The 16425-nt window shown below is 70.9% G+C and carries 11 protein-coding genes and 2 pseudogenes; 7 read left to right on the top strand and 6 right to left on the bottom strand.

All coding sequences use genetic code 11. The features are described 5' to 3' along the window. Positions 1-104: 104 nt before the first annotated feature. A pseudogene (locus Srubr_RS22505) lies at positions 105-773 on the top strand (methyltransferase domain-containing protein); the annotation flags it as partial. A gap of 1270 nt (positions 774-2043) precedes the next feature. On the opposite strand, the gene Srubr_RS22500 reads toward Srubr_RS22505, so the two are convergent. Further along, on the bottom strand, positions 2044-4380 hold the full coding sequence (locus Srubr_RS22500) for a glycoside hydrolase family 9 protein (RefSeq protein WP_229926803.1): 2337 nt from the start codon (positions 4378-4380) through the stop codon (positions 2044-2046). Positions 4381-4805: 425 nt separating this feature from the next. Here Srubr_RS22500 and Srubr_RS22495 point away from each other — a divergent pair, with 425 nt between their 5' ends. The 3 genes from Srubr_RS22495 to Srubr_RS22485 all read left to right on the top strand — a co-directional run bounded on the left by Srubr_RS22495 (position 4806) and on the right by Srubr_RS22485 (position 7422). After that, positions 4806-5669 carry an NmrA family NAD(P)-binding protein gene (locus Srubr_RS22495; RefSeq protein ID WP_189997216.1) on the top strand — a complete coding sequence of 288 codons (864 nt, stop codon included), beginning with the start codon at positions 4806-4808 and terminating at the stop codon, positions 5667-5669. A gap of 140 nt (positions 5670-5809) precedes the next feature. Next, positions 5810-6409, top strand: coding sequence for an anthrone oxygenase family protein (locus tag Srubr_RS22490; RefSeq protein ID WP_189997215.1), 600 nt, complete (start codon positions 5810-5812; stop codon positions 6407-6409). 20 nt (positions 6410-6429) lie between these two features. Continuing rightward, the gene (locus Srubr_RS22485) at positions 6430-7422 is read left to right on the top strand and encodes an AraC family transcriptional regulator (protein WP_189997214.1); all 993 of its coding nucleotides are present in this window, start codon (positions 6430-6432) and stop codon (positions 7420-7422) included. Between the two features lie 426 nt (positions 7423-7848). On the opposite strand, the gene Srubr_RS22480 is transcribed toward Srubr_RS22485, so the two are convergent. Then, positions 7849-8043: a hypothetical protein gene (locus Srubr_RS22480; RefSeq protein ID WP_189997213.1), complete on the bottom strand. Its 195-nt coding sequence runs from the start codon at positions 8041-8043 to the stop codon at positions 7849-7851. A 625-nt stretch (positions 8044-8668) separates the two neighbouring features. On the opposite strand from Srubr_RS22480, the gene Srubr_RS22475 reads away from it, so the two are divergent. Further along, positions 8669-11710 (top strand): nSTAND1 domain-containing NTPase, encoded by a 3042-nt coding sequence (locus tag Srubr_RS22475; RefSeq protein ID WP_189997212.1) that lies wholly within the window; start codon positions 8669-8671, stop codon positions 11708-11710. Here Srubr_RS22475 and Srubr_RS22470 read toward each other — a convergent pair. Together Srubr_RS22470 and Srubr_RS22465 are read right to left on the bottom strand one after the other, a co-directional pair. Then, positions 11676-12818 (bottom strand): DUF4185 domain-containing protein, encoded by a 1143-nt coding sequence (locus Srubr_RS22470; protein ID WP_189997211.1) that lies wholly within the window; start codon positions 12816-12818, stop codon positions 11676-11678. The two genes, Srubr_RS22475 and Srubr_RS22470, sit on opposite strands and share 35 nt — an antisense overlap. A gap of 287 nt (positions 12819-13105) precedes the next feature. Next, positions 13106-13615 carry an RICIN domain-containing protein gene (locus Srubr_RS22465; protein ID WP_189997210.1) on the bottom strand — a complete coding sequence of 170 codons (510 nt, stop codon included), beginning with the start codon at positions 13613-13615 and terminating at the stop codon, positions 13106-13108. Between the two features lie 391 nt (positions 13616-14006). Between Srubr_RS22465 and Srubr_RS22460 the strand changes: the two genes are divergently transcribed. After that, a complete protein-coding gene (locus tag Srubr_RS22460) occupies positions 14007-14738 on the top strand; it encodes an IclR family transcriptional regulator (protein ID WP_189997209.1) in 732 nt (243 codons plus the stop codon). A gap of 49 nt (positions 14739-14787) precedes the next feature. Then, positions 14788-15117: a putative quinol monooxygenase gene (locus Srubr_RS22455; protein ID WP_189997208.1), complete on the top strand. Its 330-nt coding sequence runs from the start codon at positions 14788-14790 to the stop codon at positions 15115-15117. A 121-nt stretch (positions 15118-15238) separates the two neighbouring features. On the opposite strand, the pseudogene Srubr_RS22450 reads toward Srubr_RS22455, so the two are convergent. Continuing rightward, positions 15239-15379 (bottom strand): annotated as a pseudogene (locus Srubr_RS22450) (SDR family oxidoreductase); the annotation flags it as partial. A 71-nt stretch (positions 15380-15450) separates the two neighbouring features. Beyond that, entirely contained in the window at positions 15451-16422 is a 972-nt protein-coding gene (locus Srubr_RS22445; RefSeq protein ID WP_189997207.1) for a fumarylacetoacetate hydrolase family protein, read from the bottom strand. Positions 16423-16425 lie beyond the last annotated feature (3 nt).

Here is a 16425-nt window from a genome sequence, read left to right as displayed (position 1 = left end):
GGATGTTAGCCAGTCCACTTGACGCGCGATCAGTTCGCCCGTACCCGGTGCCGGCCGCGCCGGAAAGTGTCGGGCTCCGGTCCGGCGCCGCCGTACCGTCACGCATGCTGGATGAAGACGGTTACTTCGAAGAGTCCGTCGCCGCGTCGTACGACGAGTCATCGGCCGAGATGTTCGATCGGGGGGCGTGGAGCATGCCGTGGATCTGCTGGCGGAGCTGGCCGGGAACGACGGGCGGGCGCTGGAGTTGGGGGTCGGGACCGGGCGGATCGCCCCGCCGCTCGCGGCGCGTGGTGTCGAGGTGCACGGCATCGACATGTGGCGGGCGATGGTCGAGCGCCTGCGGAGCAATCCCGGTGGGGGCGGGATCGGTGTCACGATCGGGGACTTCGCGACCGCCAAGGTCGAGGGGAGCTTTTCGGCGCCTACCTCGTCCGCAACACGATCACGAACCTGACCTCGCAGGACTCCCAGGTGGACTGCTTCCACAACGCAGCCGTTCATCTGTAGCCCGGCGGCTGTTTCGTCGTCGCGGTCGGTGTGCCTCGACCTGTGGCGGCTGCCGCCCGGGCAGAACGCCGTGCCGTTCCGGGTGGGCGAGAGGCGGCTCGGGTTTGACCTGCACGACGTGGGCAGCCAGTCCGTCAGCTCGCATCACGTCTCCCTCCGGGACAGCCGCGGCAGATACCTGGCCATTCCCATCCGCTACGTCTGGCCCGCCGAGCTGGACCTCATGGCCCGGCTGCAGGATGCGGCTGCCGGAGCGGTGGGACCGAATGTGACCCGCACGGCCACCGGAGTCCGCCGTACGGCCTCACCGCTCAGCGGCCGTGACGCTCGTTTGACGCTCCAGGCTCCCGGAAGCCCGTTGGCAGATCCGAAAAACCTGGCCTGAGCTGCACTTTCTTCCGTCTCGACACTGCGTGACATGTTTCCGATGACGCATCATGTGGAGTGCGTGGCGATTCTAGAACCTGCCGGAAAGGGCCGATGACCTGCGGTTTCGGTGGGTGCGCATGATGTGCGCCATGTGCGTTACGGGCGATGTCTTGACGCTCAAATGACGCTCTGCGAGGCGTCGTGACGCTCATTTGACGCTCGTCCTGATGGAGCATCAGGTGTTCGCGTCGCTGTTCACGCGCTCTCCTGAAATTCGTTGTCACCAAGCGATCTCACCTCGGGGTTGAGAAGCCCCGCATCCGCAGGGACCGGGCAGGCCGCGCTGCGGACGCTCATCTCGGAACGGGCCACCCCGCGCGGGGGCTGAGGTGGCCGAGAAAAACGCTTGGTGACCCAGGGGGAACCGTCCCCGCACCTGCGGGGCCACCATCCGTCCTGCCTGGCGATGACCGTGCGGTCGGGATCACCCCCGCATGCGCGGGGATCATGAATTCGGCACGCCCCAAGAAAGACGATCTCGGGGGCCACCCTCGCATGCACGAGGATCCGTCACGCAGTGTTTGGGCCACTTTGTCGTGGGTCAGCGTGTACAGAAGCCACCGTATCCGCCCTGGCCCGACTGCCGCAGCCGTTCACTCGGAACCTTGGGGACGGGCCGCTTATCGAGGATGCTTCCCTGCCCGATGGCAGGGCGCTGACGTGCGGCCGACCCTCGTCAGGGCCCGATCCACCTGACCAGGGTGGGGGCGGTGAAGGTGACCACGAGTTCCGGCCGCATTGAGATGAACGGCGTCTCCGGCGCGTTGGAGGTGAAGCGCCCTGACCCTGCCGGAGGCCGACTATCAGGTGACGGCGGACACGAACAAGGGCGACAAGGCCATCGGCGTCTCCGACGATCCGTCGGGTAAGTACCGGCTCGGGCTGAAGAGCAGCAACGGGGACATCACCGTCAAGAACCCCTGAGAAGGCGGTCCGTGATCGTGTCCCCGCTTCCGGGTGATGCCGGGGCCAGGGGTGCCTGCCGCGGCCGGCCACCAGGAGGTGCGTAGCGCCGCTGTTCAGGCGGTCTTCTGGCCTCGGTCATGGCAGCCGGCCTGGTCGTCCTTGTGCTGCCATGACCACGCGTCGTCAACCGACCACCGCTCAGCCGCAGTTCTTCCCGTTCAGTGTGAAGACCGCGGGTGTCCCGGTGGGGGTGCCCGTGCCCTGGAATCCGAAGCTCGCGCTGGAGCCCGGTGGAATGGTGGCGTTGTGCGCGCTGTTCGTGGCGGTGACGTCGGGTCCTGTCTGCGAGACGGTGGCGTTCCAGGCGTTCGTCACCTTCTCGGCGCCCTTGAACGAGAACCCGAGCCGCCAGCCGTTGACCGCCGCCGTGCCGGTGTTCCGCACAGCGACATCGGCGGTGAAGCCACCGTTCCAGGTGCTGGTGACGGTGTAGGTCACGGCGCACTGGGTGGAGGGGGACGTCGGCGTGGGGGTGGGCGTCGGTGTGGGCGTGGGTGTGGGTGTCGGAGTGGGTGTGGGTGTGAGGGTCGGCGTGGGTGTGGGGGTCGGCGTGGTGCCGTCGGGTTCCGCCCCCCACTGTGTGTCCGCTCCCTCCGCCAGCACGATGTGCGGCGCGTCCACCGGTGTACTGCCCGGCGTTGTCGGGATCGCCTGGTAGGACCAGTCGTCCGCGGGGTTCCACGCCCCGGCCGAGGTGATGCGGAACTGCACCTCCTTCCGGTACGCCGACTGGCCCGCCGGAGCGATCACCGCGTTGGAGCAGTCCACGGTGACGAAGTAGACGTCGCCCTGGAAGTGCGTCGGACCGGTCACCTTGCCGCACTGGTTGTAGTTGGTGGTGGTGCTGATCCGGTCGGGCGTGACCCCGCCGTCGAGGGTGAAGTAGTAGCGCAGGGAAGCGTGCGTCAGCGCGCGTGCGGGCCACGCCGACTTGTTGACCAGGTACGCCTTGATCTCGGTGAAGCCGGGACCCGAGGCGTTCACGGACGCCTGGACCGAGATCTCGGGTCCGTCCGGTTTCTCGGCCTGGGGGAAGCCGGCGAGCGGGCTGCCGCCGTACTCGGCGTACAGACGGGCCAGGGCGCCCGTGAAGGCCGCGTTGTAGTCGGTGGCCACCTCGTTGTTCACGTAGTTGGACCGGTCGTCGGTGTAGGCGTCGTCCGCCGCGCTCGGCCCGCCGACCAGCGCGCCGTACAGGATGTGCCGGTTGTCCACGGGGTTGGTGAGCTGATCGGTCCATGAGCCGTGAGCGGTCCGGTGGTGGGGCTTCGTCGGCGGGTTCGCGCCGAAGCCGACGACGTAACTGGACTTGCGCGGGTTGTCGCCGAGCGCGTAGTTGATCTGCCGGACCGCGAAGTCGTGGTAGCGGGCCTTGCGCACCGGGTCTCCGGTCAGCCAGTCGGAGTAGGACAGCGCGGCGAACGCGGTGTTGGCGGCGTACCGCAGCGATCCCCAGCTGTCGAGGACCGCCTGCCCGCCGGGCGAGTAGCGCACCTTGGTCCCGTTGACGCCGACCGTCCACCAGTCCAGCCAGCGGTTGGCGTCATCGATGTACCGCTGTTTGCCGGTGAGTTGGGCGAGGAGCACGTAGGAGCCGTAGGAGGTGTCGTCCCAGGATAGCGTCCAGCGGTAGGAGCGGGTGGTCGTCTGGGGCTCGGTCGACAGCTTGTCGTAGGCAGCTTCGGCCTTCGCCAGGTAGGCGGCGTCACCGGTCGCCTTGTACAGCCAGACGGCGCCCCAGACCAGCTCGTCGTTGTAGCCGCTCCAGGAGTTGTAGTACGCCTGCGCGTCGGTGATGCAGTCGCTGTACTTGCCGCGGTAGGTGTCGGCGAACGCGTACAACTGCTTGGCGTGGGTGAGCAGTTCGCTCGCGTACGCCGGGTCGCTGTCGGCGAACACCATGGAGGACGACGCCATGGCCGCGGCGGTCTGGCCCGCCAGGTCCGAGCCCGGGCACGAAGCGTCGATCTTGTAGGCGGGCCTTGCCATCGGCATGACTTCGGCCGGTCCCCACCACTTGTGGTCGTCGGCGCCGTTGCCGACCTGTCCGTACAGCACGTTCGCGGACGGGTGCGCCTTGATGAAGTAGTCGTTGACGAAACGCAGGTTGTCCTGGAGGTACCGGAGCTGGCCGGAGGCGGCGTAGGCGGACTTCTGCTCGGTGCCGCCCCAGGCGAGCAGGGTGGCGGAAAAGGCCATGGGCAGGCCGAACTTGACGTGGTCCCCGGCGTCGTACCACCCGCCGGTCAGATCGAGGCCGGCGTCCTTGCCGTCGCCGAGGGCGGAGTCGCCGCGCCAGGAGACGCGGTTGCCGTCCGGGAGCTTCCCCGACCGTTGCGCGTCGTAGAACCAGAGCGATTTCTGGAGCGCCTCACCGTAGTTGAAGGCGGGCGTCGCGGCGGCGGAGGGGCTGGGGGCGGCCGACGGCAGCAGCAGGCCGGCGACGACGGCGACCGCGGCTCCCCACGCACTCACCAGCCGGGAGCGTCGGGCACCGGCCGGGACCGCCGGGCGGATCTCGGGAGCCGCCGCGGGGGGCGTGGAGCGTCTTCGGGAGGTGAGGAAGGAGAGCGGGCGCAACGGACGTTCCTTCCGTGCGGTGGACAGGGGGAGTTCGCGCTGCGGAGCGGTGGTTCGGGGCGTGGAGACAGGAACGTGTGGGAGCGCTCCCAATCACTGGTTCATGAAGCCAGCGCGTGCGGCAACTGTCAATAATCCGCGCGCACTTCCCCCGGATGCCGCCGTCGTCCTTGCGGCTGCGGCCCTCCTCCGTTGAACCTCCGGCAGACGCTCCGGGGCGAACCCCTTCCGGTGTCGAGCGCCCCGGGCCGGGGTCGTGCGGACCTGCGTCTCGCGCTCGCGAATCGAGACGATCGCGTATGAATGCGAGCCGGTGAGCCATGTACCGTCTGCCGCGCGCAGACTTTGATGAAGTCGTGACCACTCAAGGACAGAACACCGCGCCCATCCTCGTCATCGGCGGCACCGGTAAGACCGGACGGCGTGTCGTCGAGCGTTTACAGGGACTCGGCCGCCCGGCCCGGAGCGGCTCGCGCAGCAGCGAGACCCCCTTCGTCTGGGAGGACGAGAGCACCTGGGAGGCCGCGCTCGACGGGGTCTCGGCCGCCTACGTGACCTACTATCCGGACCTCGCCTTCCCCGGCGCGAAGGAAGCCGTCGAGCGGTTCGCCGCGTTCGCCGTGGAGCGGGGCGTCCGCCGCCTGGTGCTGCTCTCCGGCCGGGGCGAGGAGGGCGCCGTCGCCGGCGAGGACGGCCTCAAGGCGTCCGGCTGCGACTGGACCGTCGTACGCGCCAACTGGTTCCACCAGAACTTCAGCGAGAGCTTCTTCCTCGACCCGGTCCGCTCGGGCGAACTGGCGCTCCCCACCGGCGACGCCGTCGAGCCGTTCGTCGACACCGACGACATCGCCGACGTGGTGGTCGCCGCCCTCACCGACGACCGGCACATCGGCAAGACCTACGAGCTGTCCGGCCCGCGACTGCTGAGCTTCCACGACGTGGCCCGCGAGCTGTCGGCGGCCACCGGCCGGACCATCACCTACACCCCGGTCAGCGCCGACGACTACCGTGCGGCGCTGCGCGAGCTGGGCGAGCCGGAGGAGTTCGCGGACCTTTTCACCCTCATCGTCGACGGCCGCAACGCCAACCTCGTGCACGGCGTCAGGGAAGCGCTCGGGCGGGAGCCCAAGGACTTCGCGGACTACGCCAAGGAGGCCGCGGCCACGGGCGTCTGGGACGTCTGACGAAACGGTGTCCCGCAGCGGTGTCCGCCGGACCGGGCTACCCGGTCGGCGGACACCGCACCGACCGTGTAGCGCCACAGACCGACCAAGCCAGGCGCCCCGGCGGCGGAGCACCGGGGGCCGGAGAAGAGAGGGACGCGATGGACGGGCTGCTGCGGGGAGGCAAGGGTGTGAACGCGCTGCCCCGCCACCTTCGTGAGGACCCCGTGCTCGTCGCTGCCATCCTCGGCACCGGCGTGATGGCCGGTCTCTACCTCGCGTTCGACGTCGGCGTGATGCCCGTCCTCGCGCGCCGCGAGGACGAGAGATTCGTCGCCGTGATGCGCCGGGTCAATGATGCCCTGGACGACGACGCCGCCTTTGGGGCACTCTTCCTCGGTGTGTTCATGGCGACCGGCGCGGCCGCTCGCAGACTCGCCCGCGCGCACCGGAGCGACGCCGCCCGGCGGGCCCGGGCCGCCGCGGTGCTGTACGGCCTCAGCGTCGTGGTGACGATCTGCGTCAACCTGCCCCTGAACCGCCGGCTGCGCACCGCCTCCGGCACGTCGGCCGCCGCCCTGGCCGCGGCCAGGAAGGCATACGAGAGCCCCTGGCGCCGGGCCAACGCGGTCCGTACGGCAGCCTGCCTGGGCGCTCTCACACTGCTGGGTGGCACGGCGCCGCGCCGCCCGGCGGCGCGGCTTCACGGGGCGGGAGAGGCACGGCCGGGGCCGAACGCGCCCCGCGAGGAACGACGGTGAGACGGTGCGAGGTGAAGGTTGTGGACACGCTCAGCGGTCTGCTGGAAAGCCCCAAGGCGCGGGGCGCCTTTCTGCTGAAATCGGTCTTCAGCCCACCATGGGGACTGCGCATCGAGGACCGCGCGCCCCTGTCGCTGGTCACCATGCTGCACGGCTCGGCATGGGTGCTCCGCGAGGGGGCCGACCCGGTGCGGATCGCGGCGGGGGACGTGGCGGTCGTGCGTGGCCCCGAGCCGTACACGCTCGTCGACGACCCGTCGACGCCCCCGGGCATCACCGTCGACCCCGAGCAGCGCTGCAACACCATTGACGGTGAGGATGTCACCGAGGCGATGTTCTTGGGAGTGCGCACCTGGGGCGAGCCGCACCGCACCGGGTCGACCGTGCTGCTCAGCGGCACCTACCAGGCGCCCAACGAGGTAGGGCGCAGACTGCTCGCCGGCCTGCCCGCGCTGCTCGTCCAGCCCGCCGCGGCCGCACGGACCCCGCTGATCGGCATGCTGGCCGCTGAGGTGGACAAGGAGGACATCGGTCAGGAGGTCGTCCTCGACCGGTTGCTCGACCTGCTGCTCATCAACGTCCTGCGGTCCTGGCTCATGGAACCGGGCACGGGCGCGCCGCTCTGGTTCCGGGCGCAGAGCGACCCGGTGGTGGGACGGGCGCTGCGGCTGCTGCACGAACGGCCCAGCCAGTCGTGGACGGTCGCCTCGCTCGCCGCCTCCGTCGGGGTCTCCCGGGCGGTGCTGGCCCGGCGCTTCACCAAACTCGTCGGCGAGCCGCCGATGTCCTACCTGACCGGATGGCGGCTGACGCTCGCCTCCGAACTGCTGCGCGACCAGGACCTGTCCGTCGCCAGCATCGCCCAGCGGGTGGGTTATTCGGGGCCGTTCGCACTGAGCGCCGCGTTCAAGCGGGAACGAGGCGTCAGCCCACGGGAGTTCCGCCGGGGCAAGCGGTCCGAGGAGATCCTGACCGCCGGCTCGGACAGGCGGACAGTGGTCCTCGGAACCTGAGGCGTGTCCGGCCGTGGGACTCCGGTCCGGTGAGCCGAGGGGGGCGGGGTGGGGACCGGGGCGCGGCCCGGCGGCGGCTCTTCGGGGTGGTCACCGGACCGCGCCCGGAGCCCTCGCGGGGGTCCCGGCGGTGACGGCAGCCGCGTCCTCGCCCTCCACGGCCACGCGGACCCGCGCTCCCGCCCCCACCGGATACCTGTCCGGGACCGCCACGGCGGTGAGCAGCAGGCCCCTTCGATGCGCCAACGGCCCGTGTGACGGGCCGCGACGCCGCCGGGGCGGGCCGCGCGGCCGGCCTCCGGCCGTCGCCGCGCCAGGGGCGGCGACGTGCGGACCGGTCCGTACGGATCTCGGCCGTCAGCAGGCCACCGGTTGTGAACGCGACCTTGACGGCGGCCGTGCCGATCCACTGGCGGGCGGCCGGTATCAAGCCTTGTAGAGGGCTTCCTTGGCGCTGAACAAGGGCCGGTGCCTAGGCAGTTCGGGGCGCTCCCCAGTGAGCCGGGCCGCCATCCGCTGCTCGCGCTCCGACGCGACCAGACCGAGGACGCCGTACTGAAGGGGAAGCGCCGGTTCGGCGCCCACGCCGAGCGCCGCCCACACCTCCGCGTGTGCCGCCACCGCCCCCGGTACCCGGTGCAGTGGGTGACGCGGGCGCAGAGGTGCGCGGTGGTGAACTGCCGGACCACCCGGTCGGGTCGGCCTCGTACGAGTGTCCGATCACCTCGCCTCCTTCGCCCCGATGTTGACGGCTTTCCCGTCGCCCTTGGCCGGTCGTGACTCCGGTGACTACCACGGGGCCTCCGTCGCCATAGGGATCGCGCCCGTTAGGCGATCTACTTCCATCTCTTGGAGATGAGGAGCTCTGCGACGATTGGAAGCCACGGGACTGGTAGGCGCCGACCTCATCAATGATCACCAGTCGGGAGAGACGCAGCAGTGTCTCGCGCACGCTTTTTTTGGCGCGATCAAGGGCGTCACCACCACATCGAGCCTCAAGGCGGCCGGCTCCCGCCGCAGCGTGGCGGAAAAGGGCGGCCCTCGAACTTACGGGAAACCCCTGGACGCTCGCCAGGCGCCGCCGGCCATGCGGCGCGCGTCGTGGTACGCGCCATCCGGTGAAGGGTGCCGGTTGCCGTACCGGTCGTGCCGTCTGCGGTCGTCGGGCGTTATCCAGGTGCGGGGGAGAGGGCACGGAACAAACGCGTGATCAACGCCCCGGCCGACAGGGGGAGGTGTTCTGCAGGTGCCACGTCGAGAGCGTCCGCTGGATGTCGAGGCCGGTCCGCTGCTGGACTTCGCCACGAAGCTGCGGAAGCTGCGGGAACAGGCGGGCAGCCCGACCTACCGGGACCTCGCGCGCCGGGCGCACTATTCGATCGCGACGCTTTCCGGAGCGGCGGGGGGACGCCAACTGCCCACGCTGGACGTCACCCTCGCCTATGTCCGCGCCTGCGGTGGTGACGAGCGGGAATGGGAGCGGATCTGGCGCAGGACGGCGGCCGAATGCGCCGCGGGCCCGGCACCGGAGCGGAGCGAGGAGACGGGATGTGCGCCCTATGTGGGCCTGAAACCGTTCCAGCGGGCGGACGCCGGCGTGTTCTTCGGGCGGGAGAGTCTCACCGACCGGCTGGCCGACCACCTGAAGAGGAAGAGGTTGCTCGTTCTCCTCGGGGCCTCGGGGTCAGGTAAGTCGTCCGTGCTGCGTGCCGGAGTGCTTCCCAGGTTCCCGGCGGACCTCTCCCTGGTGTTCACTCCGGGCCCGGAACCTCTGGAGGAGTGCGCGATCCAGTTGGCGGCCAGGGCGGGAATCGCTCCGGGCCCCTTGCGCGCCGATCTCGCGGCGGAGCCGCGCACGCTGCACCGCCTGGTACGGCAGATCCTCGCCCGCTCACCGGAAACCCGACCGGAGTCCCGACAGGAAACCCGACCGGAATCCCGACAGGAAACCCCACCGGAATCCCTCCCGGAACTCCTGCTCGTCGTCGACCAGTTCGAGGAAGTGTTCACCCAGTGCGGTGATGCGGAGGAACGCGAAGCCTTCGTGGCCTCGCTCCTGCACGCCGCGCAGACTCCCGACAGCCGCTGCCGAGTCGTCCTGGCCGTCCGGTCCGACTTCTACACACACTGCACCCGAGTCCCCGGTCTGGTCGATGTCCTGGCCGACGCACACGTCCCCGTCGGGCCGATGACCGTCGACGAGCTGCGCGCGGCGATCGTCCGGCCCGCCGCCCGTGCCGGGCTGACCGTCGAGGGCGCTCTTCTGGCGGCCCTGACGACCGCCGCCCACGGTCGGCCCGGCACCCTGCCCCTGCTCTCCCACGCCCTGCGGGAAACCTGGCACCGACGGCGGGGCAACGCCTTGACCCTCGCCGCCTTTCAGGCGGCGGGCGGTTTCGAAGGCGCTCTCGCCCAGACGGCCGAGGACCTCTATTCCGGTCTGAGCGACACCCAGCAGCGGATCGCCCGGCAGCTCTTCCTGCGGCTCATCGCTCTCGGTGAGGGCACCGAGGACACCAAACGGCGCGTGCCGCGCCAAGAACTCGACGACACGTCGGACGTCGCCCATGTCCTGGAACAGGCCACCCGGGCACGCCTGCTGACCGTCGACCGGGACCGTGTCGAGATCACCCACGAGGCACTGATCGGCTGCTGGCCCCGCCTCGGCCGCTGGCTGGGCGAGGACCGCGAACACCTGCGTCTGCACCGGGCGCTCACCGAGGCCACCGCGATCTGGGAGTCGCTGGACCATCATCCCGACAGCCTCTACCGCGGGGTGCGCCTGGCCGCTGTGCGAGACCTGCCCGAGGACGTGCTGACCGCCCGGGAACGCGCCTTCCTCGACGCGAGCGTGAGGGCGGAGGAGGCGGAGGCACTGCGCGTCCGTCGCCATCTGCGCCGTCTGCGCCGACTCGTCGCGGCTCTCGTGGCCCTGCTCGTCTGCGCGGTGACGGCCGTCGGTGTCGCCGTGCACTTCCAGCGGATGTCCGTGGCGCAGCGCAACCAGGCCGTCGCGCTCAAGGCCGTCGACACCTCGGCCGACCTGCGGATCCGGGACCTCTCGCTCGCCACCCAGCTCGCACTGACCGCCCACCGTCTGAAACCGGGCAAGCACAGCCGCAGCGGCCTGTTCAACGTGATGTCGCGCCGCCTGAGCAGCCACGTCCACTCGTTGAGCGTCACGCGGGACGGACGCACACTGGCCGTGGCGTACGACGACGACCGGCTGGAACTGTGGGGCCTCGAAGACCCACGGAACCCCGCCCTCCTGAGCCACCGCGACAGCCATGCCGAGGACGTCGGCCTGGCGATGGTGACCTTCAGCCCGCGGGGGAACCTTCTGGCCGGCGTCGGCTGGAAGGGGGAGATCCGGCTCTGGGATGTGTCCGACCTGCGCAGGCCGCGCGTGTTGTCCGTTTTCCCCACCGGCCACAAGGATTACGTCTTCTCGCTGGACGTGAGCCCGGACGGCCGGATGATCGCCACCGGCAGCTACGACGACACCGTCCGGCTGTGGGACGTGGCCGACCCGGCCCGTCCCCGCTTCCTGAAGCGGCTGACCGGCCACACCGGCAACGTCAAACCGGTAGCTTTCAGCCCCGACGGCACGACACTGGCCTCCGGCTCCGACGACCGCACCGTCCGCCTGTGGGACGTGAGGAACGCACGCCATGCGCGACCGATCACCGTGCTCGGAGGTGGCCACCAGGACTTCGTCGACGCGCTCGCCTACAGCCGGGACGGTCACTCGCTCCTCTCCGGCAGCGACGACGGTACCGCGCGCCTGTGGGACCTGACCGATGCGAGGCACCCCATGCGCGGCAGGCTCAGCGGCCACACCAGCGTGGTCACCAGCGTGGGCTACGCCGGCCCCGACGGCCGGACCGCCGTCACTGCCTCACGGGACGGGACGGTGCGGATCTGGAACACGACCGACCTCGCGCACCCCGTCGAACGGGACATGCTCGCCCTGTCCTCAGGAGGATTCTTCGCCGCTCTTCCTCTCCCGACGCGCGGCACGATCGTCACGCACAGCCAGGACGGTGCCGTGGACCTCTGGAACACGGACCTGTCCTGGACACTCGCCCATGCCTGCGAGCAGGTCCGCACCCCCATCAGCCGCGCCGAGTGGTCCCGCCACTTCCCGGGCCTCGGCTACCGTCCGCCCTGCGCCGGCCGGACGCGTGCGGGGCACAGCGCCGTCGGCCGGGGCTCGCCCGGGGCCAGGACGCCTGCTCGGGAAGGACACTGGCTCAGCCGCCGAAGCCTTGCACACGGAACTGCATGACGTGGTACGGCCAATTCACCTTCCCGTCGTTGTTCCACTGGCTCACCGACAGGTGGAGGTCCTGGAGTGTCGAGCCCGGGATGATGTAGCCGCCGTACAGCTGGGCGACGTGGGTGTCGTCCTCGTGGCCCCAGGCGCCGCCATGGATCAGGGTCTCGCGGCGGGCGGTGTGGAGGTTCGACGTGGGGTGGTCCATGATGATGCCGTCGATACGGTAGTCGCCCTGATTGAACCAGGTCAGCACCCACTTCCCGCCGAGCGGACGCAGACACAGCTCCCCGAACCCGCCCTCCAGGACAGGAGTGGGCGGGTTCCCCCATCCCCAGGCGCCGTCGCGCCGGCCCCACGGCTCGTAGGCGCCCGGATCGGTGATCCGGCCGCGGGGTACGCGGTGCAGGATGATCGGCTTGTCGCGCTGGTTTCCCGTCGAGTACACGTACACGTACCCGTCGTCACCCAGGCCCCAGGTGAGCAGCTGGAACAGACCGCCGTGCAGGTCGGCGGGGAACTTGGCGCCGGTGTGGGTCCAGGTCGCGCCCGAGTCGTCCGAGCGCCAGATCTCGGTCCACACCACGTTGGGGTAGGTCTTGTTCACCATGACGTGCAGGTAGATCGTTCCGCCGATGGTGATCACGTCGGAGGGCAGCACGGTGGAGAACTGCGGGTTGTCGTGTTCGTAGGCCCAGAGCTGCTGAGCGTGTTCCCCGCCGACCGCGCCGGTCCACCGCACGTGCTTGGTCAGCGGGTCCGCTTCCCCGTAAAGGGCGACGGGCGAGCGCCACCAGCCGCCGCCGACTCGCGCGTGCTCGAACGTGTCACCGAAGACGAACAGAAGCCGGCCGTCGGGCGTACGGACGGGCACCCCGAGGTCGGTGGCCTCCATACGGAAACGAGTGGTGATCCCGGGGCCCGTGAGGTCGGCGACCTTCCTCACCCGGAGAGCCCCCGCCCGCGATCGCGCGGTCTGGGCACCCTGTGCTGCCGGGGCGGAGGCCAGGGCCGAGGTGCCGGTGAGCACGGCTCCTGTCGCGGCCCGGAGGAACGTCTTGCGGCTGATCGCCCCGTGCCGTGGGCCGGCCGGCACGCCCTGCGCATCCGCGATGCTCATGAACACTCCTTGCGGGGAGACGTGGGGGAAGGACCGCCGTTCGCCAGGGCGGCACAGGAGACAAGGCGCTCCGGGACCTTCGGGGAGTCGCCGGTGGCCGGCCGAAAGTCCGTGAACCCGGCCGAGCCGGGTGTTTTCCCGGCTCCATGGACGGGACCCCGCTGCGGGGCGGCGCTCCGCGGGTCATGTCCATGGAGCCGGCGTCCGAGACGCCCGGGGCGGGCCCGATGGCGGCCTGCGCCTGAGCCCGTCCCGTCCCCCGATCGGCTGTGGTCGCGGTGACCGGGTTACTGCCAGGCCTGGTAGTTGAGCTGGTTGCAGGCGAAGAGGCGCAGGCCGATGCTGCTGTCGTCCAGGCACGTGCGGCTCGCCTGGTTCTTGAACGTCAGGCCACCGCCTCCCCGGCCCACGAGCCAGCTGACCTCCTGAGAGGTGTCGCATCCCCTCATCGTCAGACGCCCGCCGCCGCTGGCGAGACACTGGCCGGTGGCGATGTTCCTCAGGCGCCGGGTGCCGTCCTGGAAGACGTGCACCTCCCACTTCTGGAAGTCCAGGTTGTTGCAGCCGAAGGTGCGCACACCCATGCTGCTGTCGTCCAGGCACTTGTTCGTGGCCAGATTCCGGAAGGTCTGGACGGGGTCGGCCGCGCGCGGCGCGGCCTTGGTGACGCGGGTCCCCGCGCCGGTGTCCCCGGGCCCGTCGGCCGCGGCCGTACCGGACACCGAGGCGGACAGCAGGGCACCGGTGGTGGCCAGTGACAGGAGTGCGACACGCAGCAGCTTGACGCGCTGAGTCATCGTGATCACGTTCCCTTCGTCGTGCGGCGCCGCCGGAGCGCTGATGCCCGGCGTTCATCGCCAGGTCATGTCTAGCGGCTCGTGTTTGTTCACCTTCGGGAGCTTCCGTCCGAACAAACAAAACCTGAACACGCGCGATGCACCCCTACGGGAGCGGAACGGGAGAACGAGGAAGCGGCGTGCCGCGGGCGCCCGCTTCCTCGTCCCGTACGGGTCCGGTGCCGTCGTGCGACAGGCCCCCGGGGTCCCCCGGCCCCGGAGTGACAGAGTCCACCGCCGTTGCCCGCGGGCATCGGCGCCGGACCCGCGGCGCCCGGAGGCGCGCGTGGGCGGCGACACGGGCCCCCGGTAAGCTCACTCCTCGCAGTTCCGCCACGAGAAGGCCCTCACCATGCCCCACCTCCAGTCCGTGGACCGCGCGCTCGCCCTGCTGGACGAACTGGCCGACGCGGGCGGCCCCCTCAGCGCCAAGAGCCTCGCCTCCCGCCTGGGCTGCTCCCTGTCCACCGTCTACGAACTCCTGGGCTCTCTCTCCGCCCGCGGCTACGTGGCCCGCGGCCCGCGCGGATACGGCCCCGGGCCCCGCATCGCCACCCTCCATACGGCGTTCCGCCGCCACGTCGGCGCCGACACCGCCGTGTCCGCGCTGCTGGACCGGGTGCGGCGCGCCACCGGCGCACAGGCGTACTTCACGGTCTACCGCGACGGGCTGATCACCACCGTCGACACCACCGAGCCCCTGGCCGACCCGGCCAGCCCCTGGCAGATCGGCCCGGAGACCCGCGCGCACGCCACTGCCCACGGGAAGGTCCTGCTCGCGGGCCTCTCGCGCCCCGAGCGGCGGCGCTACCTCACCGCGCACGGCATGGCCCGCCTGACCACGCGCACCATCACCGGCCAGGACCGCTTCGAGGCGGAGGTCGCCCGGGTCCGCACCCGTGGCCTCGCCGTCTCCGTCGCGGAGGCCGACCCGGCCTACACCTGCCTCGCCGTCCCCGTCCCCGGGCACCCCCGGCACGCGCTCTCGGTGTCCCTCTCCGTCGCCGACTATCGTCGCCGGGGCCGGCGCGTCGGCTCCCTCCTGGCCGACGCGGTGGCCAGGTTTCCGGCCCTGCCGGAATAAGGCGCCCTCGGGCTGTCCCGCCCGTCCGGCCCCCGCGCAGACTGATCGCATGATCTTCATCGCCGTCCGCTACACCCTGCGTCCCGAGGCCGCCGACAACTGGCCCGCCCTGATCGCCGACTTCACCGCCGCGACCCGCGCCGAGCCCGGCAACCTCTTCTTCGACTGGTCCCGCAGCGTCGAGGACCCGTGCCGGTACACCCTCCTGGAGGGTTTCGCCGACGAGGCAGCGGGCGCGGCCCATGTCCGGTCCGCGCACTTCGAGAAGGGGCTGTCCGTCATGGCCGAGGCCATCGCCGAGACCCCCGAGATCATCCATGTACCGCTGCCGGACCGCACGGGCTGGGACCGGATGGCGGAACTGACGCCGCGCACCTGAAGGCGCCGACCGGGCCCGAGTACGCCGGGAAGCCGACGCGGCGGATCGGCTGACCGGCGTGCACTCCCCGGACTCGGGCAGCGGGTACTGCTCTCCTCGCGATCCGAACTCCGTAAGATCAGAACGAGGACTCGTCCGACAGCAGGAACGCGACCAGGGGTGCGAGCTCGTCGGCGGTGCCGGTGCGGCCGAGGGGTGTCTCGCGGATGTTGGCCTCGCGGAAGGCGGGGGCGCCCTCGCGCGCCAGCGCCTGAACCTCCGTGGCGCCCTGGCCCCGGGCGGCGCCGGTGACCACCACCACCTTGCCGAGCAGCCTCTGGGGGCGCGCGCCGGTCACGGCCGCTCCCGGCCGCGGCGCCGCCCGGTGGGCAGCGGCACGGGATCGGCGCCGGGGACGACGGTGTTGGTGAGCGTGCCGATGCCCTGCACGGTGAGGGTGACGGTGTCGCCGGGCCGCAGCGGGGGCGGTGTCCGTTCGCCGCGCCGTCCCCACAGTTCGGCGAGGCAGCCGCCGTTGCCGCAGGTGCCCGAGCCGAGCACGTCACCCGGGACGACCCGCGTGCCGCGCGAGGCGTAGGCCGTCATCTCCTCGAACGTCCAGCTCATGTTGGACAGGAGGTCGCGGCCGACGACCTCGCCGTTGACCTCCGCGGTGAGCGTGAGGCGCAGGAAGCCGTCGGCGTCCCGGTACGGCTCCAGTTCGTCGGCGGTGACCAGGTACGGGCCGAGTGTGGTGGCCGTGTCCTTGCCCTTGCAGGGGCCGAGGCCCACCTTCATCTCGGCGGACTGGAGGTCCCTGGCCGACCAGTCGTTGAAGACCGTGTAGCCGACGATGTGGTCGCGGGCCTGCTCGGGGGTGAGGTCGCCGCCCTCGCGGCCGATGACGGCGGCCACTTCCAGCTCGAAGTCGAGGACGGCCGAGCCGGGCGGCACCGGGATGCCGTCGCCGGTCGCGTAGACCGCGTGCGGGTTGGTGAAGTAGAAGGTGGGCGCCGCGTACCACTGCGCGGGCACGCCCGCCGCGCCGTCCACCGACCGCCGTACCCCCTCGACGTGCTCCTCGAAGGTGACGAAGTCGCGGACGGAGGCGGGCTGGAGCGGCGGCAGCAGCCGGACCTGCGACACATGGGGGCCGGGCGGCACGTCCAGCGCCGCCGCGCCCGCGGCGAGCAGGCCGGGCAGGCCGCCGGACTCGCGCAGCAGATCGGTGAGCGAGGCGACGCCGGGCAGGGGCAGAAGCGTGCCGTCGTCCTGTACTACGGCGACGCGGACGCGGTGGTGGTGCTCGTAGGCGGCGAAACGCATGGT

Source organism: Streptomyces rubradiris (assembly GCF_016860525.1).
Taxonomy (GTDB): domain Bacteria; phylum Actinomycetota; class Actinomycetes; order Streptomycetales; family Streptomycetaceae; genus Streptomyces; species Streptomyces rubradiris.
Note: the sequence above shows the minus strand (reverse complement) of the source record. Positions and strands in the feature narration are given on the sequence as shown.

Excerpts from the sequence above, each read along its gene's own strand:
- Srubr_RS22470 (WP_189997211.1), bottom strand. The coding sequence starts at position 12,818 with ATGAGCATCGCGGATGCGCAGGGCGTGCCGGCCGGCCCACGGCACGGG.
- Srubr_RS22445 (WP_189997207.1), bottom strand. The coding sequence starts at position 16,422 with ATGCGTTTCGCCGCCTACGAGCACCACCACCGCGTCCGCGTCGCCGTA.
- Srubr_RS22460 (WP_189997209.1), top strand. The coding sequence starts at position 14,007 with ATGCCCCACCTCCAGTCCGTGGACCGCGCGCTCGCCCTGCTGGACGAA.
- Srubr_RS22490 (WP_189997215.1), top strand. The coding sequence starts at position 5,810 with ATGGACGGGCTGCTGCGGGGAGGCAAGGGTGTGAACGCGCTGCCCCGC.
- Srubr_RS22455 (WP_189997208.1), top strand. The coding sequence starts at position 14,788 with ATGATCTTCATCGCCGTCCGCTACACCCTGCGTCCCGAGGCCGCCGAC.
- Srubr_RS22465 (WP_189997210.1), bottom strand. The coding sequence starts at position 13,615 with ATGACTCAGCGCGTCAAGCTGCTGCGTGTCGCACTCCTGTCACTGGCC.
- Srubr_RS22495 (WP_189997216.1), top strand. The coding sequence starts at position 4,806 with ATGTACCGTCTGCCGCGCGCAGACTTTGATGAAGTCGTGACCACTCAA.